At 68.0% G+C, this 24,888-nt stretch carries 26 protein-coding genes and 5 pseudogenes; 15 read left to right on the top strand and 16 right to left on the bottom strand.

Annotation, left to right across the window (positions count from 1 at the left end; translation table 11 throughout):
- The first annotated feature begins 429 nt into the window (after positions 1 to 429).
- Positions 430 to 1,504 (top strand): annotated as a pseudogene (locus ACZ6CL_RS29850) (integrase core domain-containing protein).
- A 429-nt stretch (positions 1,505 to 1,933) separates the two neighbouring features.
- Positions 1,934 to 2,322, top strand: a pseudogene (locus tag ACZ6CL_RS29845) (recombinase family protein).
- Here ACZ6CL_RS29845 and ACZ6CL_RS29840 read toward each other — a convergent pair.
- Entirely contained in the window at positions 2,273 to 2,692 is a 420-nt protein-coding gene (locus ACZ6CL_RS29840; protein WP_468941098.1) for a MerR family transcriptional regulator, read from the bottom strand. The pseudogene ACZ6CL_RS29845 and the gene ACZ6CL_RS29840 sit on opposite strands and share 50 nt — an antisense overlap.
- Positions 2,693 to 2,754: 62 nt before the next feature.
- On the opposite strand from ACZ6CL_RS29840, the gene ACZ6CL_RS29835 reads away from it, so the two are divergent.
- A complete protein-coding gene (locus tag ACZ6CL_RS29835) occupies positions 2,755 to 3,564 on the top strand; it encodes an alpha/beta fold hydrolase (RefSeq protein WP_468941095.1) in 810 nt (269 codons plus the stop codon).
- Positions 3,561 to 4,775, top strand: a complete 1,215-nt coding sequence (locus tag ACZ6CL_RS29830) for an MFS transporter (RefSeq protein WP_468941093.1) — start codon at positions 3,561 to 3,563, stop codon at positions 4,773 to 4,775. The genes ACZ6CL_RS29835 and ACZ6CL_RS29830 overlap by 4 nt, the downstream gene beginning before the upstream one ends.
- A gap of 35 nt (positions 4,776 to 4,810) precedes the next feature.
- On the opposite strand, the pseudogene ACZ6CL_RS29825 reads toward ACZ6CL_RS29830, so the two are convergent.
- Positions 4,811 to 5,062: pseudogene (locus ACZ6CL_RS29825) on the bottom strand (IS5/IS1182 family transposase); the annotation flags it as partial.
- A 149-nt stretch (positions 5,063 to 5,211) separates the two neighbouring features.
- Here ACZ6CL_RS29825 and ACZ6CL_RS29820 point away from each other — a divergent pair.
- A complete protein-coding gene (locus ACZ6CL_RS29820; RefSeq protein ID WP_468941090.1) occupies positions 5,212 to 6,291 on the top strand; it encodes an integrase core domain-containing protein in 1,080 nt (359 codons plus the stop codon).
- A 244-nt stretch (positions 6,292 to 6,535) separates the two neighbouring features.
- On the opposite strand, the gene ACZ6CL_RS29815 is transcribed toward ACZ6CL_RS29820, so the two are convergent.
- The gene (locus ACZ6CL_RS29815) at positions 6,536 to 6,904 is read right to left on the bottom strand and encodes a cupin domain-containing protein (protein WP_468941088.1); all 369 of its coding nucleotides are present in this window, start codon (positions 6,902 to 6,904) and stop codon (positions 6,536 to 6,538) included.
- Between the two features lie 78 nt (positions 6,905 to 6,982).
- On the opposite strand from ACZ6CL_RS29815, the gene ACZ6CL_RS29810 reads away from it, so the two are divergent.
- Together ACZ6CL_RS29810 and ACZ6CL_RS29805 are read left to right on the top strand one after the other, a co-directional pair.
- Entirely contained in the window at positions 6,983 to 7,456 is a 474-nt protein-coding gene (locus tag ACZ6CL_RS29810; protein ID WP_468941086.1) for a MarR family winged helix-turn-helix transcriptional regulator, read from the top strand.
- A gap of 112 nt (positions 7,457 to 7,568) precedes the next feature.
- A pseudogene (locus ACZ6CL_RS29805) lies at positions 7,569 to 7,757 on the top strand (integrase core domain-containing protein); the annotation flags it as partial.
- A 100-nt stretch (positions 7,758 to 7,857) separates the two neighbouring features.
- Here the strand turns inward: ACZ6CL_RS29805 and ACZ6CL_RS29800 are convergent.
- Complete coding sequence (locus ACZ6CL_RS29800) at positions 7,858 to 8,484, bottom strand: SMI1/KNR4 family protein (RefSeq protein ID WP_468941085.1); 627 nt, start codon at positions 8,482 to 8,484, stop codon at positions 7,858 to 7,860.
- Positions 8,485 to 8,586: 102 nt separating this feature from the next.
- Here ACZ6CL_RS29800 and ACZ6CL_RS29795 point away from each other — a divergent pair, with 102 nt between their 5' ends.
- Positions 8,587 to 8,751: a hypothetical protein gene (locus ACZ6CL_RS29795; protein ID WP_468941082.1), complete on the top strand. Its 165-nt coding sequence runs from the start codon at positions 8,587 to 8,589 to the stop codon at positions 8,749 to 8,751.
- A gap of 528 nt (positions 8,752 to 9,279) precedes the next feature.
- Here the strand turns inward: ACZ6CL_RS29795 and ACZ6CL_RS29790 are convergent.
- Entirely contained in the window at positions 9,280 to 9,948 is a 669-nt protein-coding gene (locus tag ACZ6CL_RS29790) for a GntR family transcriptional regulator (protein ID WP_078640412.1), read from the bottom strand.
- A 132-nt stretch (positions 9,949 to 10,080) separates the two neighbouring features.
- Here ACZ6CL_RS29790 and ACZ6CL_RS29785 point away from each other — a divergent pair, with 132 nt between their 5' ends.
- The 7 genes from ACZ6CL_RS29785 (at position 10,081) to ACZ6CL_RS29755 (ending at position 15,496) form a co-directional block, all read left to right on the top strand.
- Positions 10,081 to 10,731, top strand: coding sequence for an NAD(P)H-binding protein (locus ACZ6CL_RS29785; RefSeq protein WP_468941080.1), 651 nt, complete (start codon positions 10,081 to 10,083; stop codon positions 10,729 to 10,731).
- Between the two features lie 75 nt (positions 10,732 to 10,806).
- A complete protein-coding gene (locus tag ACZ6CL_RS29780) occupies positions 10,807 to 11,208 on the top strand; it encodes a RidA family protein (RefSeq protein ID WP_468056640.1) in 402 nt (133 codons plus the stop codon).
- Positions 11,209 to 11,210: 2 nt separating this feature from the next.
- Positions 11,211 to 11,876: an NAD(P)H-binding protein gene (locus ACZ6CL_RS29775; RefSeq protein ID WP_468941077.1), complete on the top strand. Its 666-nt coding sequence runs from the start codon at positions 11,211 to 11,213 to the stop codon at positions 11,874 to 11,876.
- 80 nt (positions 11,877 to 11,956) lie between these two features.
- Complete coding sequence (locus tag ACZ6CL_RS29770) at positions 11,957 to 13,069, top strand: NADH:flavin oxidoreductase/NADH oxidase (RefSeq protein WP_468941075.1); 1,113 nt, start codon at positions 11,957 to 11,959, stop codon at positions 13,067 to 13,069.
- A 68-nt stretch (positions 13,070 to 13,137) separates the two neighbouring features.
- On the top strand, positions 13,138 to 13,881 hold the full coding sequence (locus ACZ6CL_RS29765) for an SDR family oxidoreductase (protein ID WP_468941072.1): 744 nt from the start codon (positions 13,138 to 13,140) through the stop codon (positions 13,879 to 13,881).
- Between the two features lie 86 nt (positions 13,882 to 13,967).
- Positions 13,968 to 14,405 (top strand): SRPBCC family protein, encoded by a 438-nt coding sequence (locus ACZ6CL_RS29760; protein ID WP_468941070.1) that lies wholly within the window; start codon positions 13,968 to 13,970, stop codon positions 14,403 to 14,405.
- A 41-nt stretch (positions 14,406 to 14,446) separates the two neighbouring features.
- A complete protein-coding gene (locus ACZ6CL_RS29755; protein ID WP_468941067.1) occupies positions 14,447 to 15,496 on the top strand; it encodes an NAD(P)-dependent alcohol dehydrogenase in 1,050 nt (349 codons plus the stop codon).
- Between the two features lie 161 nt (positions 15,497 to 15,657).
- Here ACZ6CL_RS29755 and ACZ6CL_RS29750 read toward each other — a convergent pair whose 3' ends face one another.
- From ACZ6CL_RS29750 to ACZ6CL_RS29700, 11 genes and pseudogenes are all read right to left on the bottom strand, one after another.
- Positions 15,658 to 16,851, bottom strand: a complete 1,194-nt coding sequence (locus tag ACZ6CL_RS29750) for a pyridoxal phosphate-dependent aminotransferase (RefSeq protein ID WP_468941065.1) — start codon at positions 16,849 to 16,851, stop codon at positions 15,658 to 15,660.
- 127 nt (positions 16,852 to 16,978) lie between these two features.
- Positions 16,979 to 18,412 (bottom strand): APC family permease, encoded by a 1,434-nt coding sequence (locus tag ACZ6CL_RS29745; RefSeq protein ID WP_468941063.1) that lies wholly within the window; start codon positions 18,410 to 18,412, stop codon positions 16,979 to 16,981.
- A 301-nt stretch (positions 18,413 to 18,713) separates the two neighbouring features.
- Entirely contained in the window at positions 18,714 to 19,496 is a 783-nt protein-coding gene (locus ACZ6CL_RS29740; protein ID WP_468941060.1) for an SDR family oxidoreductase, read from the bottom strand.
- Positions 19,497 to 19,632: 136 nt separating this feature from the next.
- The gene (locus ACZ6CL_RS29735; protein WP_468941057.1) at positions 19,633 to 20,490 is read right to left on the bottom strand and encodes a fumarylacetoacetate hydrolase family protein; all 858 of its coding nucleotides are present in this window, start codon (positions 20,488 to 20,490) and stop codon (positions 19,633 to 19,635) included.
- A 281-nt stretch (positions 20,491 to 20,771) separates the two neighbouring features.
- Positions 20,772 to 21,443, bottom strand: a complete 672-nt coding sequence (locus ACZ6CL_RS29730) for a GntR family transcriptional regulator (protein WP_468941055.1) — start codon at positions 21,441 to 21,443, stop codon at positions 20,772 to 20,774.
- 294 nt (positions 21,444 to 21,737) lie between these two features.
- Complete coding sequence (locus ACZ6CL_RS29725; RefSeq protein WP_468941053.1) at positions 21,738 to 22,598, bottom strand: hypothetical protein; 861 nt, start codon at positions 22,596 to 22,598, stop codon at positions 21,738 to 21,740.
- A 44-nt stretch (positions 22,599 to 22,642) separates the two neighbouring features.
- Complete coding sequence (locus ACZ6CL_RS29720) at positions 22,643 to 22,771, bottom strand: hypothetical protein (RefSeq protein ID WP_468941050.1); 129 nt, start codon at positions 22,769 to 22,771, stop codon at positions 22,643 to 22,645.
- A 109-nt stretch (positions 22,772 to 22,880) separates the two neighbouring features.
- Positions 22,881 to 23,633 carry an SDR family NAD(P)-dependent oxidoreductase gene (locus tag ACZ6CL_RS29715; RefSeq protein ID WP_468941047.1) on the bottom strand — a complete coding sequence of 251 codons (753 nt, stop codon included), beginning with the start codon at positions 23,631 to 23,633 and terminating at the stop codon, positions 22,881 to 22,883.
- An 80-nt stretch (positions 23,634 to 23,713) separates the two neighbouring features.
- Positions 23,714 to 23,821: pseudogene (locus tag ACZ6CL_RS29710) on the bottom strand (Rrf2 family transcriptional regulator); the annotation flags it as partial.
- 212 nt (positions 23,822 to 24,033) lie between these two features.
- Positions 24,034 to 24,624, bottom strand: a complete 591-nt coding sequence (locus ACZ6CL_RS29705; RefSeq protein ID WP_468941044.1) for a flavodoxin family protein — start codon at positions 24,622 to 24,624, stop codon at positions 24,034 to 24,036.
- Between the two features lie 73 nt (positions 24,625 to 24,697).
- On the bottom strand, positions 24,698 to 24,888 hold a 191-nt coding region (locus ACZ6CL_RS29700; RefSeq protein ID WP_468941040.1), incomplete at its 5' end, for a nuclear transport factor 2 family protein.

The raw sequence follows: 24,888 nt of genomic DNA, 5'->3' as shown, positions 1-24,888 counted from the left end.
CACCATCCGAGCCGGTGACGACACTCGCTCAGGTGGTGCCGTGTCAGTCTGCGTCCGCGCCGCCCTCACCAACCGTCATGCGCCTGTGCAGGTCCCGTTCATGGCGACCAGCTCCGCGAATGAGGGAAACCTCTGGTTCCGCGCTGCGCGGGTCGTCCACGCGTAGGCGGCCCACTCGCCTGAAGGATGTCAATATTCCGATCAGGCTGCTGAGCTGGGCTTCCCTCCCGGGGGATGAGGCACTCGGGCTGACATGGTGTGGTACTCGTTGAGCAGTCCGCCGAGTACCTGCTGGCGCCTGACCGTGGCGGCGGGCAGGGGGATGACGTTCGGCGCTCGTAGGCTCAGGCTGCGGTGGTGTGGGGCTCGGTTATTCATCGCTGCTGGTCAAACACCCCACGGGGTGCAGAGAGCTGCGACCATGATGGGATGCTCGTGTCGCTCCTGTACCAGGTGACTCGACGCCTTCTCGCCGTCCCGACGGTGCTTCTACGGCGGGACACCTCGAAGGAGGCCGAACTTCTCGTCCTGCGCCATGAAAACGCCGTGCTACGACGCCAACTACAAGGACGAGTACGGTACGGACCCGCGGACCGCCTGTGGTTCGCCTCCTTGTCCTCACTGATCCCCCGCCGCCGCTGGGCAAAGGTCTTCCCCATCACGCTCAGCACGCTATTGGCTTGGCATCGCAAGCTCGTCGCCCGCCGATGGGACTACTCCCGACGACGCCGCGGTCCCGGACGGCCGCCCACGCAGGCCGCCGTCAAGGACCTCGTACTGCGCCTTGCCCGCGAGAACAGCCAATGGGGCCACCGCCGGATTCAAGGTGAACTTGCCCGGCTCGGACACCCGATCGCCGCCTCGACCGTCTGGCAGATCCTCCACACCGCAGGAATCGACCCCGCACCACGCCGCACCGGCCCAACCTGGCGCGCGTTCCTCTCAGCGCAGGCCACCAGTCTGATCGCTCCACATCGACACCATCAGCCTGCAACGCCTGTACGCCCTGATCTTCCTCGAGCACCACACCCAGCGCCTGCACATCGCCGGCGTCACCGCACACCCCACCGCGGCCTGGACCACCCAGCAAGCCCGCAACCTCGCCACCGACCTCGGCATACGCATGGACGCGCTCCGCTTCCTCATCCGAGACCGCGACAGCAAGTACACCGACGCCTTCGACGCCGTATTCCAAGCCGAGGACATCGAGATCATCAAGACACCGGTCCGCGCGCCGAAAGCCAACGCCCACTGCGAACGCGTGATCGGCACCCTCCGCCGAGAAGCCCTCGCCCACACACTCATCCTCGACGAAGCTCACGCACGCCAGGTCCTGGCCGAATACCAGAGGCACTACAACGCATACCGCCCCCACCGAGCCCGACACCAACTACCTCCCCAGGCCCACCAACAACCACCTCCGGTCCTGAAACCAGCCAGCCGACGAGTCCTGCGTACCCGCATCCTCGGCGGCGTGATCAACGAGTACAGCTATGCCGCTTGACCAGGAGCGACGATTATTCGAGCCCCACACGGTCGACGGCACTGTGCGGGAGGCCGTGGTTAACCGCGCCCCCAAGAGTGCTGGCCCGGTCCGGGGCCCACGGGGTGGGCTAGGAGTTGTCGTCAAAGTGTCACGCCGGATATCAGGAGCGATGGGAGGGGACGGCTGCCCCGGTGGGAGTCGGCGGTCTTGTCGCAGTGAGTGGCGAGCGATCATGGAACTAGGTATTTGGTGCCGGTCCACTCGGGCCCGAGGTCCGATCCGCAGCGCGCATAATTGGTGTCAGAAGCTGGATGTGCTCAAGAACTTGAGCAGCACCCATTTCTGTACGATCTGACGGGTGCGGCCACCCCCAGGACGACGACACCGCTGATCTCCTCGCCCCCCGTTCCGGCCGTACGGCCCGGCGGCCTCGTGGCATACGCACGCATGTCCGCCAAAGGACAGTTGCTCGACCGACAGATCTACGCACTCACGGAAGCAGGGTGCATCCGGATCTTCGCCGACAAGAAGTCCGGCAAGAACGCGAACGCGAGGAGCTGTGGAAGGCCCTCGATTTCCTCCGCGAGGGCGACACACTCGTCGTCCCGTCGCGAGACCGGCTCGGCCGCTCCATCCAGGACCTCATCGCGATCGTGTCCGGCCTGCGCAAGCGCGGCATCGGATTCACCTCGCTGCACGGGGCGCTCGACACGACCACGCCCGGCGGGCGCCTGGTCTTCCACGTCTTCACGGCCCTGGCGGAGTTCATCCGGGCCGGCAGGCCGGCTATTCCGAGCAAATCAAGCGGGTGCCGGGGAGGGTGCTACACCCCGTAGGCTGTTCGCTCGCGAGGGCTGACGGAGCTGCGTCGAGCACCGTGTCCAGCATGGCCCTCGATGTCTGAAGAGCCTCGATCTCCTGTGTAATCCGCTGCCGTTCGCCTTGGAGTCGGCGGACCAAGTCCGGACACGTAGGGACCAGGCGGTCGCTGTCGTCGGCAACACAGGGCAGGACTTGAGCGATCACGGTGGTGGACAGACCGGCCGTCAGGAGGTTACGGATACGGCGCACTGCCTCCACGTCTGCGTCGCTGTACTCCCGGTATCCGCTGGGAAGTCGGGTCGGGGCAAGCAGCCCCTGCTGTTCGTAGTAGCGCAGGAGTCGTTCGTGCACTCCAGTCCGCTGGACCATCTCCTTCATACGCATGGGGTGCTGCCTCTCCCGGCGACTTGACTCTGACACTGGTGTCGGAGTTTAGCGTCGTGTCCATGAGTGCTGAACAGGCCGTTCTTGAACGGAATCTTGATGTGTACGTGCAGGGCAGGGGCCCTGCCCTGCTGCTGGCGCACGGTGCCGGCGGCGGTATCGAAGGCAACTTCGGGCTGGTACTCGACGATCTGGCGCGGGACCACACGCTGATCGGTCCGCATTACCCAGGAGCGGGCAGCACACCGGTCGCAACGGAACCGCTCGATCCCGACGAGCTCGCCGACGCCCTTGTCGCCTCCGCTGTGGCGCGCGGGCACGAGACGTTCGTCATCCTCGGGGAGTCCCTGGGGACTGCCATCGCGGTGCGCGCCGCGACCCGCCATCCCGAACGGGTGACAGGACTGGTGCTCACGGCAGGGTTTCCCGTGGCCGATCCAGTCCTCGCACACGCCTCCCAACTGATCGCCCTTCTCGGCAAGGCGGGCGAGTGGGAGGAGGTGGCCCGGCTGGCTTTCCTGGCGTGCCTGTCCGAGAGCCAGTTGAACGGGCTGTCGCCGACCGAGGTGGAGGAGGCGGTGGCGCAGGTGAAGGCGTCGATGCCTCCCGGCATGCTCGACCACTTCGACCTTGTCTCCCGCGTGGACGTCCGCGGCGACCTCACTGGCGTGACGGCCCCCGCCCTCGTGTTCGCGCCGACGGGAGACCGTCTGGTGCTTCCGGAGAGTTCCCGCCGCCTCGCTGCGGGAATCCAGGGGGCCACGCTGCTCGAACTGCCCGGAGCAGGACACATCCTCGACGCGGACAACCGGGCGCTCTGGCTCGGCCACGTACGCCGTTTCGTGGCGTCTCTTGGCCCTATTTCCGCATGACCACCAAGGACGTGCAAGGCCAGGCCGTCGCGCCGCGTGTTCCCATGGGAGAGCACCGCGGCGGCCTGGCGGTCCTTGCCCTGGCCACCTTCATCGTGGTCACCACGGAGATGCTCCCTGTCGGGTTGCTGTCCGCGATCAGCACGAGTCTGGAAGTGTCCGAGTCCCAGACGGGGATGCTGCTCACGGCCTATGCCTTCACGGTGGCAATGACTGCGACAGCGTTGACCTCTTGGACCGCGAGCTGGCCGAGGAAGCGCCTCCTTCTCGCGGTCGTGGGGATCTTCGCCGTGGGTGCGGTCCTCTCCGGTGCGGCGACGAATTTTGCGCTGCTGGCTGTTGCCCGGCTCGTCTGCGGTGCCGCGCACGGCGTGTTCTGGTCCATCGTGGCCGGTTACGCCGCAGCCCTCGCCCCTACGGAGCGACCGGGCAGAGCAACGGCGGTCGTCTTCGCCGGGAACTCGGGAGCACTGGTCCTCGGCGTGCCCCTGACCGCTGCGCTGGGCGGCACTGTGGGCTGGCGAGCAGCCTTCTGGCTGGTGGCCTTCGCCGCGCTGCTGGTGCTGACCGTGGCCATGAGGGTGCTTCCGCCGGTTCCAGGAAATCCACAACAAGCCGGCCGAGGCCCTCATGCACTGTGCCTGCCCGGTCTCCTTCCGTTGGTGATGACCACGATGATGCTCGTGCTTGGCCACTTCACGCTGTACAGCTATGTCACCCCACTGCTACACAGCACGGGGATACCGGACGGCGCCGGAGTGAGCACGCTCCTGGCGACATACGGCGTGACAGGGCTCGGCGGCACGTGGCTTGCGGGTCTCTGGGTGGACCGCGCGCCGTCCGCCGCCATAATCGGGACCACTGGAGCGATGGCGCTGACGATCGGCCTGTTGGCATTCGGAGCTTCGCTGACGCCCGTCACCGTGGCGGCTGTCGCCGTCTGGGGGATGGCCTTCGCAGCCGCACCAGTGTGCTTGCAGACGACAGTTCTGCGCATCGCCGGCACAGCTCACGACACAGCCTCGTCCTGGTACGTCGCCGCCTTCAATCTGGGAATCGGTGGAGGTGCCCTGGCTGGTGGCGCTGCGCTTGCCATCGCCGGAGTTCGAGCGCTCGGCTGGGTGGCGCTCGCAGCGGTCTCCATAGCAGCGGCGATAGCGTGGGGCTCAAGCAGACACTGGCGCATGCAGGACCGGAACGTCGCGCGCTGACGTCGACGGGACATAAGGTGCGCGGATAGGGGTGTTCATGGGCGGCGGTTCGGGCGTTCGTCCCAGCGGTGGGTGGTCCATGCCCGCAGGCTCAGGGCGCGGACGGTGATGATGGTGTCGGTCAGGTCGAAGAGGGCGTCGATGACGGTGGTGCGCCGCTCGTAGCAGCGGGCGAGGCGGTGGAAGGCGTTCTGCCGGGCGTGGGTGCGTTCGACATGCCACGCCTGGCTTGCCTGGATCGGTGCCTTCTCACCCTTGTGCGCGATGCGGCCGTGCCAACCTCGTTCGCGCTAGGCGCTGGATGAGCGCTACAGTCTCTTCCGACAGCGGTGGCCGACCGTGTGGGTGCCGGAAAGTATGTCACCTGGCCTGACGTGCTGGTTCGAGTTTGCCAGAGCTCGGGTAGCCGCAGGGTGTTCTGAGGGAGCATGCGGTCGTGGTGATACGGCTGATCTACCTGCTCGCCTGTCAGACGTTCCGATGGCTTGCCCTCCTGGCCCGCTCGAGTGCGGCGAAAGATGTCGAGATCTTGATGCTTCGGCATCAACTCGCCATCGCGCAGCGCAACCGGCCTCGGCCCCGGTTCTTCTGGTGCGACAGGGCCGTCATGGCAGCACTGCTCCGGATCGTCAGCAAGCAGCGCCGTCCGCAACTGACCTTGCTCTTCACTCCGCGGTCGGTCCTGCGCTGGCACGCACGGCTCATCGCCTGGAAGTGGACCTATCCCTCCCGTCGTCCGGGTCGACCACCGAAGCCAGAGGCGCTGCGGCAACTGGTCGTGCGTCTGGCGCGGGAGAACCCGGGATGGGGCTACCGCCGCATCCACGGCGAGCTCGTCGGTCTGCGACGCACCATCGCGGCCTCGACCGTCTGGAAGATTCTCGAGGAGGCCGGGATCGACCCGTCACCGCAGCGCACGGACCGCTCCTGGGCTGCCTTCCTCAAAGCCCAGGCCTCCGCGATCGTGGCCACCGACCTCTTCCATATCGACACGGTCTTCCTGCGGCGCTGGTTCGTGCTGTTCTTCATCGAGCACGGCACCCGCCGTGTACACATCGCCGGCATCACCCGACACCCCACCGGCCCCTGGGTCACCCAGCAGGCACGCAATTACCTCATGGATCTCGGCGACCATGCCCAGTCGATCAGGTACCTCATCCGGGACCGCGGCGCGTACTTCACCGACAGCTTCGACGCCGTCTTCCAAGCCATCGGCGCGCGTGTCATCCCCACACTGCCCCAGATGCCCCGGATGAACGCCATCGCCGAACGCTGGATCGCATCATGCCGCCGCGAGGCCACCGACCACATCCTGATCACCGGACAGGCCCACCTCCGCCTCATCGTCAACGAGTACGCGGACCACTACAACAGACACCGGCCACACCGAACCTTCGAACAACGGCCACCAGACCCGCTGATCACCCCTGAACCACAGCCAGCCAGCAACCCCACACCGGTCTCCCGGCACGATCGGCTCGGCGGCCTCATCCACGAATACAAGCAGGTCGCATAGGGTGACAGCGTTTCCGGCACCCACAGGCTGCAGACTGCGCCATTCGACGGCCTACACAGCCTCTACTGTGAACCGGCAACCGCCGGACCACCCGCCCTTGATGCCCAACGGCGTCGGAGCACTTGGACGTAGGGCAGCCCCGGTTCACATGCCAGCCGGGCGCGTGTGCCGCCAGACAGGAGTCGAAAACAGCCCGGCCAGGCCATCGAGGTGGCCTGGCCGGGCTGCTTCCCGTGAAGCGGAATCACTCCGCCCACGGAAGAGGAATCTTGTTCTCACTGCCCGGCATCATGGCCTTGCCTCCCACGGTCATGGCGACGAAGGCTTCCGCCGCACTGCCGACAGCCTTCAGTTGCCGCACCACACCCGCAGGCAGAACGACCGCTTGCCCCGCCTTGACCCGCTCCGTCACGCCATCTACCACGACCTCGAACTCGCCCGACACCGGCATCCATACCTGCTCGCGGTCGATAATGTGCACTGGCGTGGACATCTCGGCACCGATCTCCACCCGCCAGGCACTGACTTCCGCACTGCCCTGACTCGGACCAGCTAACCCGAACATCGCTCCTGCGGGAGTCCTGGTCGTCCGCTGTTCGTTCTCGCTGATCACATACACGGCGCCTCCTATGTAAAGTAGCTTTACTCGCTGCGAGTAAAGCTACTTTACATAGATATGTCAAGATGAACCATGGAGATCGACGACCCGCTCGAAGGCACCGAGTTGACCTTCCTGCTTGGCATGGCATTCCAACTGGTCCTGTCCGAGTTCGTGGACCGGCTTGACGCCGTCGGCTACGCCGAACTACGCCCTATGCACGGCTTGGTGTTCCAAGCGCTGCGTGGTTCTGGCGCGACAACCAGCGAGCTGGCCGAACAGCTCGGCGTCACCAAGCAGGCCGCTGGTCAGATCGTCGACGACCTGGAGAAACGCGGCTATGTCGAGCGCAGGCCGCACCCTGCCGGCGGCCGACGAAGGCTCGTCGTGATGACCGACAAGGCCCTGGAACATCTCTCCGTCGCCGGACGGATCCTGCACGAACTCGAGGCGCAGTTGGCCAGGCGGCTTCATGAAGTCGGTCTTCGGGTGCCGCGAGCCGAGATCGCTGCTGTCATTCGCGCTTTGGCGGGCGACTCGATCCCGCCACTTCGACCCATCTGGTGAGCCGACTCAGCTTGGCAGGTGCCGTTTACGGCCTCGGTCAATCCTGTGCCGCTCGAAAAGTCATCGCCGCAGGTGAGCTGGATGCGGTCAGCCCGCTGGGGTCATGTCCTCCGTGATCGTGTCCTTGCTGTACAAAGTGACCCGGAAGCTGCTGACTGTTCCATCGGTGCTCCTCCGTCGCGGGACGGCGAAGCACGCGGAACTGCTGGTGCTGCGGCACGAGAACGCGGTCCTGCGCCGCCAGTTGGCCGGACCGGTCCGTTATGAGCCCGCCGACCGGTTCTGGTTCGCCGCCCTGGCGTAGCACGCGCAGCTCGACGTCTCTGGGGGTGGAAGAGCGGCTGTCCCGTACCCTCCGACCTGCGCTTCTCGTCCGCCACCGCCCGTCTGGAGGCCGTCCTTCAGCCTATGGAGCCGTGCTCCGGGTGCGCCGGCGTCCACGGAGCGCCGTCACCCGGCAAAGGGCCCCACACCAGAGCGCCCCGGTGAATCCCGGGTGTGGCCTCGGCCATCAACGGGCCGGCGCCTTGGGTGAGGGCTTCAGCCACGGAGTCCAGGAACTCGCTCAGGGATCCGTACCCGGGGGAGGTGAACGGCGCCGACGGCGGCTCACCGCTGTCCTGGCTGAAGGCGGCGAGGCGGCCTTCAGCGTCGATTGCCAAGCCGCCCCACGGGGAGAGGGAATAGTCCGTGACGGCGAAAGGAACCCAGGAACCCCAGAACTGATCGGTGTTCCCTCCGCTACCCCGGACTTGCGCGATCTCCTCAAGCGGCAGCAGATGGTGCTGGGCGAGAAACAGGCCCGGATCATACTCGTCAGGGTCGCGGTCAAGGGCTGAGGCATCGACCGTTCCGTCGCACACCATCAGCAACGTCGCCAGGTCGGCGGGCAGATCCCACCCCAACTCGACCTCCGCGGATCGAACGTCTGCCACGGAAGCGCCCGGCCGCAAGGTGGCGTGCGAGGCGGGCGCGTGCACCGCCAGCCAGTCAGCGATGGCGGTCCAGGCGGGCAGAACGTCACTCATCGTGTCCTCCGTTGACATAGGCGAGACCTCGTCCACGCGTCCCCGGCCCGAACCCACCACTCCGATCGCAGAACGTCGTAACGGGCAGGCGAGCCCGGCCTGATGCCAAACGCCCCCGTACTGTGGACGACCCGCCGGTCGGGAGGCCGACTGGACCGCACCAACTCGCTGGACCTGGCCAACCGCGTGGTGGAGGCAAGCCATCACATCGCGACCAACGCCGACCGGGTACAGCGGATCTTGGCGGCACAGGGCGCCGGCATCTGACCCACCACGCATCGGTGCATGGCTAGTGTTCGTGACACATGGTCAGGGATACTCCGACGAACACCCAGGTGCCCAGCACCTTCACCCGCCCCCGATAGGCAACGGACGCCCAGCCGTTCAGCCGGGAGCCGCGGTTCCCATGACCACGTCGACGGCGAGACAGCGATGGGCGGCGAAGAGTTGGAGGGCAGGCTCAGCGTCTCGGGCTGGGCGACGTTCCTGCGCTCCAGGTCGAGGCCACCCTCGCCGCCGACTCCTTCGAGACCAAAACCCTGACCGGAGCCGCCCTGTACGTCCCACAGCGATCGAGCACGCCACCTGCCGCGTGCCCATCCTCGGCCTGCTTGGGGGTGCCGGAGTCGGATTCGGAGTTGTAGCGCACAGGGCCTGATCCGCATCGCCGGGTGTCTGGAAGGACTCGTACGAGAAGGAGAGGTCTCCGACGAGGGCCCCGCCTCATCGACCGCCACCGACCGTGGCGCCGCACCGCAGGGGCGCCACGGAGTGCCGGCCACGGGCCGGCGCAGGTCAGCTGTGGGCGACGTCCGCGGTCACTACGTCGACGGCTACGCGGCGGTGGGCTGCGAACAGGTCGAGCGCGGCCCTGACGTCCCGGGAGCGCAGCGCGGCGACGAGCCGATGGTGTTCCTCGGGGACGCGCTCGAGGTAGCCCTTGGTGCTGTGGCCGATCCGGGTCAGCAGGAACAGGTGAACCTGGCATCGGATGGCCTCCCACGCTTCCATGAGGCGCTGGTGCCGGGTGGCGGCGAAGACCGTGTCATGGAACGCGATGTCCAGACGGACCATCTCGTGCTCGTCCCGGGCCTGCTCCATGAGCCCGGCTGCCTTCTCCAGCGATGCGAAGTCCTCTTCCGAGGCGAGAGCGGTGATCCGCTCGACGGCGAGCTGTTCCAGGGCGCCGCGCAGGCTTTCAAGCTCGGCGATGTCCTCGGCGGACAGCGTGGTCACCATGGTGCCGCGGTGCCACGCGCAGCGGACCAGGCCCTCGCGCTCCAGCAGTCGCAGCGCCTCCCGGACCGGGCCGCGACTGACGTCCATCACCCCTGACAGCTCCACCTCGCGCAACTGCGCACCCGGAGCGTAGGCCCCGTTGAAGATGGCGTCCCGGATACGGTCCGCCACCTCGTCGGCAAGACCCCGGCGGCGTGCGGGGGCCACCTTGCCCGTGTCGCCCATGGCTTCCACCTCCTCGATGTTCCAATGTTAACATTCAGACGCGTTGTGCTAATGTCAACATTAGGACATCGAGCGTGGCGGGCCGCCGATCGGCCCGCTTCACCCCCGCGCACGCTGAGAGAGGCGATCGACATGAAGGTGTTCCAGATCGGTGCCGCCGGAGGCGTCGGCCGACGGCTCGCCGAGGTGCTCACCGCCCGCGGCGACGAGGTGACCGGCATGCACCGCGGACCGGCCCAGGCCGGCACCGTCCGGGCCACCGGCGCCGCCCCGGTCACCGGGGATCTGGTCGAGGACTCGGTGGAAACGCTCGCGGAGCGCCTCGCCGGCCATGACGCCGTGGTCTTCTCGGCAGGTGCCCACGGCACCGGCATGGACAAGACCACCCTGATCGACGGCGAGGGCCTCCAGAAGGCCGCCGACGCCGCCCAACGTGCCGGTGTCCGCCGGTTCGTGCTGGTCTCGGTGTTCCCCGACGCCCTCCGCGATGGGGCACGCAGTGAGGGCTTCGAGCACTACATCAAGGTGAAGAAGACCGCCGACGTGTATCTCACCCGCACCGGCCTGAACTGGCTGATCGTCCGCCCCGGCTCCCTCCTCGACACCCCCGGCACCGGCCATGTCACGGCCGGACCTGCCATCGAGTACGGCGATGTGCACCGCGACGACGTCGCCGCGTTCATCGACGCCGCCCTGCACGAGCCCGCGCTGAACCGCGTCATCGTCGAGCTCACCTCGGGCGAGACCCCCGTCGCCGACGCGGTCGCCGCGCTCACAGCCTGACCGACCAGCCACCTCGTTCCCCCCTGGGCGGCTCCCCTCTGCCCTCCTCACAGCACCACAGCAAGGAGAAACCCCATGACGGCCATCGACTCCTACAGCCACAACGTCTCCGGCGAGGACGAGTTCGGCTTCGCGCAAGCCATCAAGGCCGGCGAGACGATCCACGTCTCCGGGCAGCTGTCCCACGACGAGGAGGGCAACTTCCTCCACCCGGGCGACTTCGATGCCCAGCTGAAGCAGGTGTACGCCAACTTCGAGAAGGTTCTCGCCCACTACGGTGTCACCCGTAATCAGGTCGTCTCGGAGACCCAGTACATCGTCGACCTGCCGAAGTACAACATGGCGATGGCCGCGGCCAACCTGGCTTACTTCGGCAACCACCGCCCCACCAGCAGCACGGTCGGTGTCGCCTCGCTGTTCTTCCCCGGCCAGCTGGTCGAGATCAGCTTCGTCATCGACACCCGGCTGCCCGCCTGATCATGCGTGTCGTGATCGCCGGAGGGCACGGCAAGATCGCCCTGATCCTGGAAAAGCTCCTGTCGGAGCGCGGCCACTCCGTGGCGGGCTTCATCCGAAACCCCGCCCAGGCAGGTGACCTCGCCGAGGCCGGGGCCGAGGCCCTGGTCGTCGACCTGGAGAAGGCCACCGCTGACGAGGTGGCGGGGCACCTGACCGGCGCGGACGCGGTGGTCTTCGCGGCGGGAGCGGGGCCGGGCAGCGGAGCGGCCCGCAAGGAGACGGTCGACCGCGATGCCGCGGTCCTGTTGGCGGACGCCGCGCAGGCCGCCGGCGTCGGGCGGTACCTTCTCGTCTCCGCCATGGGCGACCACCTGCGGGCGGACCCGGACACCTTCGACGAAGGGTTCGGCATCTATATGCGGGCCAAGGCCGCCGCAGAAGACGCCCTACGCGCCCGGGCCGCACCCCGGGCGACCATCGTCCGCCCCGGCCTGCTCAGCAATGACCCCGGCACCGGAAGGGTGACACTCGCAGACCGCACCGGCACCGGCCCCGTTCCCCGCGCGGACGTCGCCGCAGTCCTGCTCGGGCTGCTCGAAGACACCCGGCTCGACGGCCGGACCGTCGAGGTCATCGGCGGCGACACCCCCATCGCGGACGCCCTGGCCGTCCTCACCGCCCACTGACCACTCCGGGCGGGCCGTCCGCCCGCAGCGGCCGGCCCGCCCGGCACACCAAGCACCCACCACGAAGGAAGACCACACCCGTGAGCACCCTGTTCACCCCCCTCAAGCTCCGCTCCCTCCAGATACCCAACCGGGTCTGGATGTCCCCGATGTGCATGTACTCCGCCGCCTCCGAAGGCCCGCAGACCGGCGCGCCGACGGACTTCCACCTCGCCCACCTGGCGAGCCGGGCCGCCGGTGGCACGGGCCTGGTCATGGCCGAGGCCACGGGCGTTCGCCCCGACGGGCGCATCAGCCCCTGGGACCTGGGCCTGTGGAACGACCGCCAGCAGGAGGCGTTCACCCGCGTCACCACCGCGATCCGCTCCCACGGCGCAGTCCCGGCGATCCAGCTCGCCCACGCCGGCCGTAAGGCGTCCGTCGACAAGCCGTGGCTGTCCGACCGCTACGTCTCCGAGGCGGAGGGCGGCTGGCAGACCGTGGCCCCCAGCCCGGTCGCGTACGACGGGCTGCCCGTCCCGCACGAGCTGACCGTGGACGAAATCCAGCAGCTGGTACGCGACTTCGCCGACTCCGCCCGGCGCGCCCTGGCCGCCGGCTTCCAGGTAGCCGAGGTCCACGGCGCCCACGGCTACCTGATCAACTCCTTCCTCTCCCCCGCCGCCAACCACCGCGCCGACGCCTACGGCGGCAGCTTCGAGAACCGGATCCGCTTCGCCCTCGAAGTCGTCGACGCCGTCCGCGCGGTGTGGCCCGACGAGCTGCCGGTCTTCTTCCGCACCTCGGCCACCGACTGGCTGACCGAGAACCCCGAGGACGACCGCGAAGGCTGGACCGGCGACGACACCGCCCGCCTCGCCAAGGAGCTCCAGACGCACGGCGTCGACCTGCTGGACGTCTCCACCGGCGGCATGGTCCGCGACGCGAAGATCGCCGCGGGCCCGAACTACCAGGTGCCCTTCGCCGCCCATGCCCGTAGCGAGTCCGGCATCCCCACCGCCGCCGTCGGCATCATCACCGAGCCGCAGCAGGCGGAGGAGATCATCGCCAGCGGCCAGGCCGACGCCGTCTTCCTCGGCCGTGAACTGCTGCGCAACCCCTACTGGCCGCAGCACGCCGCCCTCGCCCTGGGCGCCGAGCCGAACTGGCCGGACCAGTACGCATACGTCGTCCGGCGGCGCGCCCGCAACTGACCCTCACCCCCTGCTGTCGCCGCCTCAACCAGCCGCGACATGCCGCAGCACCGCACTGGGAGACCCCAATGAACCACCTCGAAGGCAAGGTCATCGTCATCACCGGCGCCTCCTCCGGCATCGGCGCCGCCGCAGCCAAGGCCCTCGCGGCCCGAGGCGCCAAGGTCGTCGCCGCCGCCCGGGGCCAGGAGGACCTGGACCGGCTCGTCGCCGACATCCGCCAGAGCGGCGGTACCGCCCTCGCCAAGGTCATCGATGTCGCCGAGGCCCAGGACACCCAGGCCCTGGCCGACCTCGCGGTCGACACCTACGGAACCATCGACGTCCTCGTCAACAACGCGGGCCTGATGCTCTTCTCGTACTGGAAGGACCGCGCGCTCGACGACTGGAACCGGATGATCGACGTGAACATCCGCGGCTACCTCAACGCTGCCCACGCCGTCCTGCCCGTCATGCTCGCGAGCGGCTCCGGTCACATCCTCAACATGGACTCCGTGGCAGGACACCAGGTCGGCGACGGCGCCGGCGTCTACAGCGCCACGAAGTTCTTCGTCCAGGCCGTCACCGAGTCCATGCGCCGCGAACTCGGCGTCCGCGAAGGCATCAAGGCATCCACCATCAGCCCCGGCGTCATCAACACCGGCTGGGCCGACAAGGTCACCGACCCCGTCGGCCGGCAGGCCGCCCAGGAACTCAACGAGATCGCCATCACCCCCGAGAGCGTCGCCGACGCCGTCGTCTACGCACTCGACCAGCCCGCCGACGTCACCGTCAACGACCTGATCATCTCCCCCACCCGCCAGAACTGGTGACCCCGACCCCTGGCTGAAGATCCCCTGGGCCGGCGGGCGACCTCCCACGGGACCCGCCCGCCGGTCACCCAATTCGAGGAGTAGTTGTGGCACACGCCTACTGGAGCTCCGTCTTCGCCGGATCCGCAGACGAACTGTGGTCCATCGTGAGGCGGTTCAACGGTCTGCCCGAGTGGCACCCGGACATCCGGTCCAGCGAAGTCGTCGAGGGAGAGAGCGAGTTCGCGCCGGGCGCGATACGGGTCCTCATCGGCACGGACGGCAGCGTCTTCCGGGAGCGGCTCGTGGCCCTCGACGACGCCAGCCGCGCACTGACCTACGAGATCATCGAGTCCCCTCTGCCCGTGCGCGGATACCGCTCCACTCTTCAGGTCTGGCCCGTCGCCGACACCGGAGGCGCCTTCCTGACCTGGCAGTCCACCTTCGACGCAGCCGAGGACACCAGCCCGGAAGCTGCCGTCGCCGCGATCACCGACGGGGCGTACCGCCCCGCCATCGCCGCCATCCACACGACCGTCGCCTGACCGGAACAACGGTCACTCACTCACGACCAGCAAGGAACGGCATGACTACCGTCGCCGCATACGCCGCCCCCTCCGCCGGCGCACCGCTCGCCCGGACCACCATCGAACGCCGCCCTCTCGGCCCGCGCGACATCAAGGTCGAGGTCCGTTACTCGGGCATCTGCCACTCCGACATCCACCAGGTCCGCGGCGACTGGGGCAAGGGGCTGTTCCCCATGGTCCCCGGCCACGAGATCGCCGGCGTCGTCACCGAGGTCGGCTCCGAAGTGACCCGGCACGGTGTCGGTGATCGTGTCGGTGTCGGCGTCATCGTCAACTCCTGCCGCACATGTGACAACTGCGAGAACGGCCTGGAGCAGCACTGCGCGGACGGCGGCTCGGTCGAAACGTATGCCGACATCGACCGCTACCGGGGCGACGAGCCCACCCAGGGCGGTTACTCGACCCACATAGTCGTCGACGAGCACTTCGTCCTGCGCATTCCCCAGGGCCTGTCCCTCGACGAGGTCGCCCCGTTGTTGTGTGCCGGCATCACCACGTACTCCCCGCTCAAGCACTGGAACGCCGGCCCGGGCAAGAAGGTCGCCGTCCTCGGCATGGGCGGCCTCGGTCACGTCGCCGTCAAGATCGCACATGCCATGGGGTCCGAGGTCACTGTCCTCTCCCAGTCCCTGCGCAAGAAGGACGACGGCCTGAAGCTGGGCGCCGACCACTACTACGCCACCAGCGACCCGAAGACCTTCGAGGAACTGGCCGGCACCTTCGACGTCATCATGTGCACCGTGTCCGCGCCGCTGGACGTGGATGCCTACCTGTCATTGCTGCGGCTCGACGGCACCATGGTCTACCTCGGTGTCCCCGACGAGGCCCTCTCGGTGGGCGTCTTCTCCCTGTTGCCCGGCCGCAAGTCCCTGTCCGGCTCGCTCATCGGCGGCATGGCCGAAACGCAGGAGATGCTCGACTTCTGCGCCGAGCACGGCATCGGGGCCGACGTGGAGATCATCTCCGCCGACCGGATCAACGAGGCGTACGAGCGCGTGCTGAAGAGCGACGTGCGCTACCGCTTCGTCATCGACGCCTCGACCATCTGACCCAACGTCATCGAGGCGGCTGAAGGCCGCTGCCCGAGATGAACGTGTCGGCCTACGGGCCGTGTTCATCACGGGCGGCCACGGCCCGCCGATGGAGGATCTGGCGCGCGGCGCCCCGTCTCACGAGGAGGCGGGGCCCACTGCCGTCACCGACCGCCCGGTCAGTTGCCGCGTGCCATGGCCACCACACGGTTCAGCCCCTCGCGCACATCGTCGATGCCGCACGCGTAGGAGATCCGCAGAGCGTGCTTGCCGCCGTCCGCGTCAAAAGCGGTCCCGGGTACGACGGCCACGTGCTGTTCCTCCAGCAGGCGCCACGCGAGTTCGTCGGAGGGGCCGAGGCGTTCCGGGTAGCTCAGGTACATGTAGAACGCCCCGCCCGGCAGACCCGGCGACAGGACGTCCTGACCGGCCAGTACTTCAAGTGCCGCATCTCGGCGGCGCCCGAACTCCTTTCGCATCGCGTCCCGTTCGGCCCCCGCCTCATCGAGCGCGGCCGCACCGCCGAGCTGGGCGAACGTCGTCGGGCAGATGGTGGTGAACTGACGGATCCGCAGCGCGGGCCGGACGAGCTCCGTGGGCCCGGCAAGCCAGCCCAAACGCCAGCCGTCCATGGCGTACGCCTTGGCGAAGCCGCCGACGACCAGTGTCCGATGCCGCAGATCGGCGACCGAGGCGGGCGAGATGTGATGGTGTCCGTCGTAAACAAGCTCGGCGTAGATCTCGTCGGACAGGAGCAGGGACCTGGTGCCCCGGAGGACGTCCGCGATCCCGGCAAGCCGTTTGGGTTCGGTGACGGCCCCCGTCGGGTTGTGCGGGGTGCACAGGACCACCATGCGGGTGCGCTCGGTCATCACGGCCGCCAGCGCGTCGGAGTCGGCCTGATAGCCGTCGTCCGCGTTGAGCGGCAGGATCACCGGGGTGGCCCCGGCCAGGCGTACACAGGCGACATAGGCGGACCAGGCGGGTACCGGGATGACGACCTCGTCGCCGGGACCGCAGAACGCCATGATCGCGAGGAAGACGGCCTCGTTGGCGCCGATGGTCACGAGGACTTCGTCGTCGGGGCTATAGGTGAGGTTGTGCCGGCGCTCCAGGTAGCGGGATATCGCCGCGCGGAGTTCGGGCTGCCCGGCGTTGGGGCCGTAGTGGACCTTGCCGTCAGCGATCGCCTGGGCCGCCCGCTGCTTGGCGACGCCGGGGGTGTCGAAGTCGGGGCGGCCAATCTCCAGGTGGATGACGCGCTCACCAGTGCGTTCCAGTTCGCTGGCGCGGTCGAATATGGCGCGGATCGGGGAAGGTTTGATGTCGGCCAGCCGGGCGGCGGGCTGGGCGAGGTCGAACGCGGGGCTCATCGGTTTCCAGTCTCCTCTCGCCTGCCATGGCAGGCGGGATCCAGCGAGCGGTTTCCCTGCGTGGCTTGCGATGCCGACGCAGCGGCGGGCTGTCGACAGAGCGCGGCATGCGGCCGCGGCCCTCGGCTCAGTGTGGTGCGGTCTCGTCCGACTGGGCGGCCGCAGCGGGGACGGGGGCGCCACGGCGGGCGAACCAGGTGGCCGCCCAGAGGACCACGCCGATCAGCAGCAGGGCACCGGCGATCCGGTACTGGTCGGCTGGGCGCCCGGAGGACCAGGGCAGGACCAGGTAGAGACAGGTGGCCGTCCCCACCAGGGGCAGCACGCGGCCCGCCCGGAAGTGCTTCACGTTCACCTTGTCCTTGCGCAGCACGAGAACCGAAAGGTTGACGATGGCGAAGACGGTGAGCAGGAGCAGAGACGTCGTTCCGCCGAGCAGCACCACGACCGGGCTGTCGGGATTCAACGAGAGGAAGGTGATAAGGCCGAACGCGATGCACGTGGAAAAGACGACTGCCGCCAGTGGAGTGCGCCGCGCGGCGTGCACCTTGGACAGGAAGGGCGGCAGCACTCCCTGCTTGCTCATCCCGTACAGCAGGCGGCTGGCCATCATCATGTTGATCAGCGCGGAGTTCGCCACGGCGAACATGGAGATGAACGGGAGCAGATGGGAGATCGGGAAGCCGGGTGCGGCTGTCTGCACTACCGTCGCCAACGGGGTCTCGCTCGTGGCGAGTTGACCGACAGGAACCACGGCGACGGCACAGACGGACACCAGCACATAAATCAGCCCGGTGATCCCCAGCCCGGTGAACATCATGCGGGGGAAGATCCGCACGGGGTTTCTGGTCTCCTCCGCCATGTTGACCGAGTCCTCGAATCCGACCATGGCGAAGAAGGCCAGCGAGGTCGCGGTGCTCACCGCCAAGAACACGCTCTTGTCGGAGGCGGTTTCGAAGGTGACGACACGGGAGAAGTCCGCGTGTCCACCCGCGATGAAGTACGCGCTGATCAGGATGACGATGAGCAGACCGGAGAGCTCCACCGCGGTCAGCAGCACGTTGACCTTGAGGCTCTCGGCGACACCTCGGAGGTTGACGAACAGCACCAGGCACATGAAGCCGAGGGCGATCAGCAGGACGAGGCCGTCGCCCGCGTCTAGCCCGAAGCCTTCGACCAGGTTCGCGGCGAAGGCTCGCGAGGCCGCCGACGCCGAGGTGATGCCGGAGCACATCACGGCGAAGCACACCAGGAAGGTCAGGAAGTGTTTACCGAACGCCTTGTGCACGTACAGAGCGGCACCCGCGGCCTGCGGGTACTTGGTGACCAGTTCCAGATACGAGCACGCCGTGACCAGCGCGACCGCGAACGCGATGACGAACGGCAGCCACGCGGCGCCCCCGACCTCCCCCGCGACCTGTCCGGTCAGGGCGTAGATCCCGGTCCCGAGGATGTCGCCGACGATGAACAGCAACAGCAGACCCGGGCCCATCACCCGCTTCAGCTCGGGTTGTTCTGCGGTGGCCGTCGTGGGCGGACTGGGTGGACTTGTTCGGGACATGGCGTTGTCCTTGTCGTGGTGGGGCCGTGAACCTGTGTTGCTGATGGGTTTGCGCCCGATCGACATGCTCCGGCGTGGCCACGAGCGCTGTGTTCGGCGCGGATCACAAGGAGTGGGGAGGGAGAGATGGCTCGCGCCCCTGGTGCGCGACGCCCGGCTCGCCCGGGCCCGGTGCTGGTGGAGAGCGCTGTGAGGTGGCACGGCCATGCTGATGAGCCTGCTCGCTGGGGCCGCGCCGGCCGTCCACAGGTGCCGCGACCGGCCGGCGCAGCCGCCTGATCGGCTTTCCTCGCCGCCGCTGTCACACGGACGGGATCAGTCCGCCGTCGATCCGGAGGGTGCTGCCGGTGATGTAGCCGGCCCTGGGGCTGGCGAGGAACGCGACCATGTCGGCGTACTCGGCGGGCGTGCCGTAGCGGCCGACCGGGATGGAAGCGACGCTCTCCGCGGCGACGTCCTTGACCGATCGTCCTTCGCGCGCCGCCTTGGCCTCGTCGAGCTGGGTGATGCGTGCGGTCGCGATGCGGCCGGGAACAACGAGGTTGCTGGTGATGCCGTACGGGCCGACCTCGCGGGCGAGTGTCTTGCTCCAGCCGACGAGGCTGGAGCGAAGTGCGTTGGACAGGCCGAGGTTGGGGATGGGGGCGACGACTCCGCTGGAGGTGCTGGTGATGATGCGGCCCCAGCCGCGCTCGCGCATGCCGGGCAGGACGGCGTCGGTGAGTGAGATGACGGAGAGCACCATGGACTCGAAGTGCCGTGCCCAGACGGCACGGTCCTGGCCGGCCACCGGTGTGGGGGGCGGGCCGCCCGTGACGTTCACCAGGATGTCGACCGGGCCCAGCTCCTCGGTGATCGCGGCAAGGTGTTCCGGAATCGCGTCGAGGTCGCCGAGGTCCCACTGGACGGCGGCCGTCGCCGTCCGGGCGGACAGCCGCTCCTGAGCCGCGCCCAGCGCCTCCTTGTTGATGTCGGCGAGGGCTACCTTGGTCCCCTCGTCGGCCAGTGCCTCGGCTATCGCGCCGCCGAGGCCGCCACCGGCGCCGAGGACCAGTGCCACTTTGTCGTGCAGATGGAGATGCAAGGGGAGACTCCTCAAGAGGGGCGGTACAGCGGGCACCTGGCGGTGGTCATGCGGTTCCGCGTGATGGGGGATGAATAGAAGGGGTGTGAGGGAGGCGCGTTGCCGAGGACCGGTGGCCGGCAGCCGCGTCATCGGGTCAGCCGGCTACGGCTTCGGCCTTCACGGTCGTCTTCAGATGCCCGATGCCGGGAATGACGGCCTCGGCCACGTCGCCGTCGGCGACCACGATCGCGCCGGGCGTGCCGGTGGAAATGATGTCGCCGGGATAAAGCGGCATCATCTGGCTGTGGAAACTGATCAGTGAGGCCGGCCGGTGGGTCATGTTGGCCACGGTGTTGGTGCGGCGCCGGTCGCCACCCACGACCGTGGTGACCTCGATGCCCTCCAACGCGCCGAACCGGTCGAGCACCTCGGACATCGGGACGAGCTCGGGGCCGAAGCAGAAGAACGTGGGGAAGTTCTTGGCGCGGGTCAGGAACCGGGGGTTCTGCCGGAGGATGTCCTCCGCCGTCTGATCCAGGATGGTCGTCACGCCCCACACGTAGTCGAGCGCGTCCTCCTCGGAGACATTGCGGCAGTACCGCCCCATGACGAGGCCGAGCTCGGCCTCGACCGTGGTGCGCTCGCTCTGCCGGGGAATCACGATCGGCTCGTCGGGGCCGACGATGGTGTGGTCGCCCTTGATGAACGACGCAGGCTGGTCGGGCGCGGTCTCGCTCAGGTCGGCAGCGTGATCGCGGTAGTTCAGCCCGATGCCCCAGATCTTGTGCGGCTGCCGGTACGGAGCCGTGACCACCACGTCGCCCACAGGGACGAAAAGCTCTGCCGGGGCCCGCTCCGCCAAGGCCGTCACGTCACTCCAGACCTTCTCGTCGAGTAGCGCCATCGCGTCCGCCGGCAGCTGCGGAGCGAAGTCCTCCACCACCGCCACGCCCTCGTCAATGACGACGGCGGGAACCGGGCGCCCGTCTCGCAGAATGCTTGCCAGTCGCATGCGCATGCCTCCTCAGTGGCGAGATACGGTATCTCGTATACCGTTCTGGCGAGATACGGTATCTCGTATCTCGCCATTGTCAACGGTTGAGGAGAAGCGGAAGCCAGGACCGCCGGACACCGGGCCGGGGGCAGACCGCCGATGCGGAAAATCCACAGGTCGAGCCAGGCCCCATACCGAGGCAAACGCCGAAACGGCCCTCGAGCAGGGGTGCTCGAGGGCCGCTCAGGCCCGCATTTCAGAGGGAAACCGCTGCGCTCGCGGGCGCAGCGGTATGCGTGCTACTGATCCCCGAAGGCCGACAGCACCCGGTCCATGACGTAGTTGACGTGAAGGTACATCTCCCGAGCCGCCACCTCGGCGTCGCCCGAGTTGATCGCTTCGGCGATGGTCACGTGGGCCTGTCCGCACTGCTGCGAGTCCCAGCCGGTCAGTACGTCCCGCCTCCGCAGGGTCTGGCAGAGCACCAGTGTCTCGTCAATGCGCTGTCGGGCTGTCTCGTTGTTCGACGCGAGAGCCACAGCGTGATGGAACCGCTGGTCGAGACTGCGGAAACACTGGGCATCGTGGTCACGCGCCGCCTGCAGGGACTCCTCGGCGAGCGGCAGCAGCTGCGCCCGATGGCCGGTGTCGGCACGTTCCGCGGCGAGCCTGGCGGTCAGCGCCTCGAGCCCCGCCCTGACCTCGTACGCCTCCCGGATCAGACGTGCCGACGGAACGACAACGTGGGCGTTGCCGTCGACCATCGAGACCAGGCCGATCATGCGCAACTGGAGCAACGCCTCGCGTACCGGGGTCTTGCTCACGCCGAGCATCTTGGCGATTCTGGCTTCGCTCAGCCGCTCACCGGGAGGCAGCTGCTTGCCGACGATGAGCTCCCGCACCTGGTCGAGCACGATGTCGCCCAGCTTCCTGGGCCTCTCCAGGGAAACCCCGACCGATACGTCGCTCACCGTGCCCCTGCCCCTCAGATCCAAATCGAGTGTGCCTGCGGAAGACGTCGCCCTGGCCCTGATACCTTCCGACTGGCGCTATCCGGGATACAAGATATCGTATCTGGATCGACGTGCGGAATGAGTTGCTCACCAGCCCGCTCGCAGCGGGCAGGAACCTGTGCCGCAGAAAGGCATCGCTGCAGGTCATAGGGGCCTGATCGGATCTGCGGACGCGCTGAGCCCACGCCCAAGTGATCATCTCACTGGTGTTTCAGGTGATGCCCTGCTGGCCCTGACAGGTGAGCCAGACTCTCACTCGTTGTCGGCGGGGTTATCACTGGTTGGGTGGCCGGGGTAGCCAGGGCTGAAGGAGGTGAACCAGTCCTCAATACCCGTAGGGGCGATGCCGAGGTGGGAAACCGCCGGGTCTTGGTCGATGCCATCCATCGCGGGTTTGTAGAGCAACTCATGGTCGACGTCTTCGTAGACGTTCTCGCGGAAGGCGTCGAGTGCTGCGCGGACGCCATGGCCAAGGAAACCGTAGTGGCCGAGCGTTGCCTCGGTGGTCTCCAGCAGGAGCCGGAGCAGGAGTTCCTCGGCGACGCCCCCCGGTTGTCCGAAGTTGGGTCGGCAAAGCCGCTCGGTCAGGGTGACCGCGGTGACGAGGAGCCGGCGGGCGAACAGCGGCGTGTAGCGGTGGGCGAACTGAGGTGGAAGCCTTCCGAGTTGAGGGAGCCCGCCCTGGCATTCGGCCACGCTCGGGCAGTGGCCAAGGGTGTCGATGTCCTCGAAGAGTCCGTCGAGCAGCAGATCCATGGAGCACACCATCGCGCCGGCAGCAAGCTCGGCGTCCTCGCGCGCGATGCTGAAGAATTCGTCAACCTCCTCCTTGTCGTCGAGGTGCTGGGCAGTCAGGTGCCCGAAGGTGGCGAGACCGACGCTGGCGAGCCGTGGCGCGAGCGCGTGCATGGACGCCTCAGTCTTCGCGGCCTCCTCGGCCTTCGCCTCGGCTGTCGATACGCGGTTCGGGTTAGCTGCGGGGCCGTCCGGCCCTTGTGCGGCTTTCGGGCCTTCTTCGGTGGAGGCGAGGTGCGACTGGGCCTCACACGTGCCGATCGTCCATTCAGCAAGCAGCTCGCTGTGTTCGAGGATCTCGGCAATGACAGCTTCCACAACGTCCTCGGCGGCCTCCAGCGCCTGGGTGTCGACGAAGACCTTCAGCAGGGCGCCCCGGGGTGGGCGCCGCTGAAGTGCTCGGTGATCTCGACGACCCTGCCGTCTCCGCCCTCGACGAATGCGATCGCGTCGATTTCCCTCGTGCGGCGGGTGCCGTCCTGGCGCCGCATATGCGGCCTCGGGGAACATCGGTACAGCGGTTAACGCTAAGCCGGTGATCATGGCGCCTACCACAGGCGACAGGCCCGGCGGCTGCGTCCCGTGTCGCTGATTTGGCGCCTAGAGCTGTGTGGCTCCGCCGTCGACGAACAGTTCCGCGCCGGTGGTGAAACTGCTTTGGTCGCTGGCCAGGTAGAGGGCGGTGGCGGCGACCTCGTCGGGACGGCCGGCGCGGCCGAACGGGGTCGGTGGGGCGGGCTCGGCCGCGGTGGGCTGATCGCTGTGCGGGAAAGCGGCGTGGAGCTCGTCCAGGCCCGGGGTCTCGACAGGGCCTGGGGTGAGGGTGTTGACGCGGATTCCGCGGCCGGCCAGCTCGGCGGCCCAGGTGCGGGCGAGGCTGCGGATCGCGGCCTTGGTTGCGGCGTAGACGCCCAGGCCCGGGCGCGCCCGCAGGGCCGAGCTGGAGGAGAGCAGCATCACCGAGGCGCCGGCCGTCAGCAGCGGCAGCGCCTTTTGGACGGTGAAGACCGTGCCCTTGATGTTGATCGAGGTAGTGCGGTCGTACTGCTCCTCGGTGATCGCGCCGAGCGGGCTGTAGTCCGCGACCCCGGCGTTGGCCACCACAATGTCCAGGCGGCCGCTGCGGTTCGCGATCTCGGAGAAGAGCCGGTCGAGGTCGCCGAGGTCCGAGGCATCGCCCTGGACGGCGATGCCTCGGGCGCCGACCTGCGCGACGGCGGCGTCCAGCGCGTCCTTGCGGCGGCCGGTCAGGTAGACGGTCGCGCCCTCGGCGGCGAAACGGCGGGCGATCGCCAGGCCGATGCCGCTGGAGGCGCCGGTGACAAGGGCGGTCTTGTCCTCCAGCTGTCCCATGAGATTCTCCAATTTCTTGACGTAACTATTGTTGTTACATTGATGGGTGCAGAATGCCCCGATCAGGGGAAGTCAACGGCGATCGCCTGGTAGACGTCGAGCAGGGTGATCGCCGCCAGGTCCCGCGCGAGCATCCATCCCGCCCCCGCCCCCCGCCACGAATCGGCCAGACCGGCCTTGCGCAGCTCGCCCCGCCGGGGTCCTCCAACTTCAAGATCAATCTCACCGATAACCGCTGTACCGATGTTCCCCAAGGCCGGCGACCGCCTCATGAGGGCGTCGCTGCGCGCCGCTGATCGCGAGTCTGCGGTGCTGCTGCCCGGTCCGGAGCAGTTGGCGGTGCGCTTCGTCGAGCACCACCTGGTCGTCCGGGCCGCGCATCCGCCCCGGCGTCGGTCGCTCAGGCGGCGAGGGCGGTGCGGCCTGCGGCGTAGACGCGGGCGACCTCGGCGACGCGCTTGCCGAGCTCGGCGGCGGTGGCGATGTCGGCCTTGTGTACGCCCTCGGCTCCCTGGTCCATGTTGCTCTGGGCGGCGGCGCCGAGAAAGAAGCCGAGGCGGTTGAGGTCGTTCTCGGACGCCGTGGAGGTGTTCCAGCCGGGCATCAGGCCGAGGCCGACCCAGTGCATGTGGTGCTGCGCGGCGAGCACGGTGAAGTACTGCAGGGTGTTGAGCTTGTCGCCGCTCTTGCCCCCGGCGTTGGTGAAACCTGCGGCGATCTTGTCCTTCCACACCTGGTTGAACCAGCGCTTGGAGCTGGCCTCGGCGAAGGCGTGGAAGACGGCGGAGGCGGTGCCCATGTAGGTGGGCGAGCCGAAGACGATCGCGTCCGAGGCGTCGAGCAGGTTCCACTGCTCCTCGGAGATCTCCTCGACGTTGATCAGGTGGGCGGTGGCGCCGGCGGTGGTCACCCCATCGCGGACGGCCTCGGCGAGGACGGAGGTGTGGCCGAAGCCGGAGTGGTAGGCGATGGAGACGACAGGGGTGGTCACGTTACTTGCTCCTTCGGATTTGCATGTCCGGCCGCGCGGGATCCGGGCCGCGGGGCCCCTGAGTTCTCTCAGCTCAGCCGGCGTTGAACGCCTCGGCGACGGTCAGCGTGTCCTCGTACACGTGCATGCGAACGATCCGCTCGTCCTCGACCGCCAGGTGCATGGCCGTCGGTGTGGTGAACTCCTTGCCATGGGCCGCGAGGGTGTGCGTGAAGACCGCCAGCAGCACCACGTCACCACCGTCGACGATGACGCGCTCCAGCA

It is taken from the genome of Streptomyces sp. NPDC041200 (assembly GCF_055591805.1).
This window is presented reverse-complemented; position numbering and strand designations above follow the sequence as displayed.

What these genes read in the sequence shown, in the direction of transcription:
- ACZ6CL_RS29800 (WP_468941085.1), bottom strand. Translation starts at nt 8,484, where the DNA reads ATGAGTGACGTTCTGCCCGCCTGGACCGCCATCGCTGACTGGCTGGCG.
- ACZ6CL_RS29795 (WP_468941082.1), top strand. Translation starts at nt 8,587, where the DNA reads ATGCCAAACGCCCCCGTACTGTGGACGACCCGCCGGTCGGGAGGCCGA.
- ACZ6CL_RS29750 (WP_468941065.1), bottom strand. Translation starts at nt 16,851, where the DNA reads ATGAGCCCCGCGTTCGACCTCGCCCAGCCCGCCGCCCGGCTGGCCGAC.
- ACZ6CL_RS29810 (WP_468941086.1), top strand. Translation starts at nt 6,983, where the DNA reads ATGGAGATCGACGACCCGCTCGAAGGCACCGAGTTGACCTTCCTGCTT.
- ACZ6CL_RS29765 (WP_468941072.1), top strand. Translation starts at nt 13,138, where the DNA reads ATGAACCACCTCGAAGGCAAGGTCATCGTCATCACCGGCGCCTCCTCC.
- ACZ6CL_RS29745 (WP_468941063.1), bottom strand. Translation starts at nt 18,412, where the DNA reads ATGTCCCGAACAAGTCCACCCAGTCCGCCCACGACGGCCACCGCAGAA.
- ACZ6CL_RS29790 (WP_078640412.1), bottom strand. Translation starts at nt 9,948, where the DNA reads ATGGGCGACACGGGCAAGGTGGCCCCCGCACGCCGCCGGGGTCTTGCC.
- ACZ6CL_RS29775 (WP_468941077.1), top strand. Translation starts at nt 11,211, where the DNA reads ATGCGTGTCGTGATCGCCGGAGGGCACGGCAAGATCGCCCTGATCCTG.
- ACZ6CL_RS29830 (WP_468941093.1), top strand. Translation starts at nt 3,561, where the DNA reads ATGACCACCAAGGACGTGCAAGGCCAGGCCGTCGCGCCGCGTGTTCCC.
- ACZ6CL_RS29780 (WP_468056640.1), top strand. Translation starts at nt 10,807, where the DNA reads ATGACGGCCATCGACTCCTACAGCCACAACGTCTCCGGCGAGGACGAG.
- ACZ6CL_RS29835 (WP_468941095.1), top strand. Translation starts at nt 2,755, where the DNA reads ATGAGTGCTGAACAGGCCGTTCTTGAACGGAATCTTGATGTGTACGTG.
- ACZ6CL_RS29720 (WP_468941050.1), bottom strand. Translation starts at nt 22,771, where the DNA reads ATGCGGCGCCAGGACGGCACCCGCCGCACGAGGGAAATCGACGCGATC.
- ACZ6CL_RS29715 (WP_468941047.1), bottom strand. Translation starts at nt 23,633, where the DNA reads ATGGGACAGCTGGAGGACAAGACCGCCCTTGTCACCGGCGCCTCCAGC.
- ACZ6CL_RS29735 (WP_468941057.1), bottom strand. Translation starts at nt 20,490, where the DNA reads ATGCGACTGGCAAGCATTCTGCGAGACGGGCGCCCGGTTCCCGCCGTC.
- ACZ6CL_RS29840 (WP_468941098.1), bottom strand. Translation starts at nt 2,692, where the DNA reads ATGCGTATGAAGGAGATGGTCCAGCGGACTGGAGTGCACGAACGACTC.
- ACZ6CL_RS29755 (WP_468941067.1), top strand. Translation starts at nt 14,447, where the DNA reads ATGACTACCGTCGCCGCATACGCCGCCCCCTCCGCCGGCGCACCGCTC.
- ACZ6CL_RS29785 (WP_468941080.1), top strand. Translation starts at nt 10,081, where the DNA reads ATGAAGGTGTTCCAGATCGGTGCCGCCGGAGGCGTCGGCCGACGGCTC.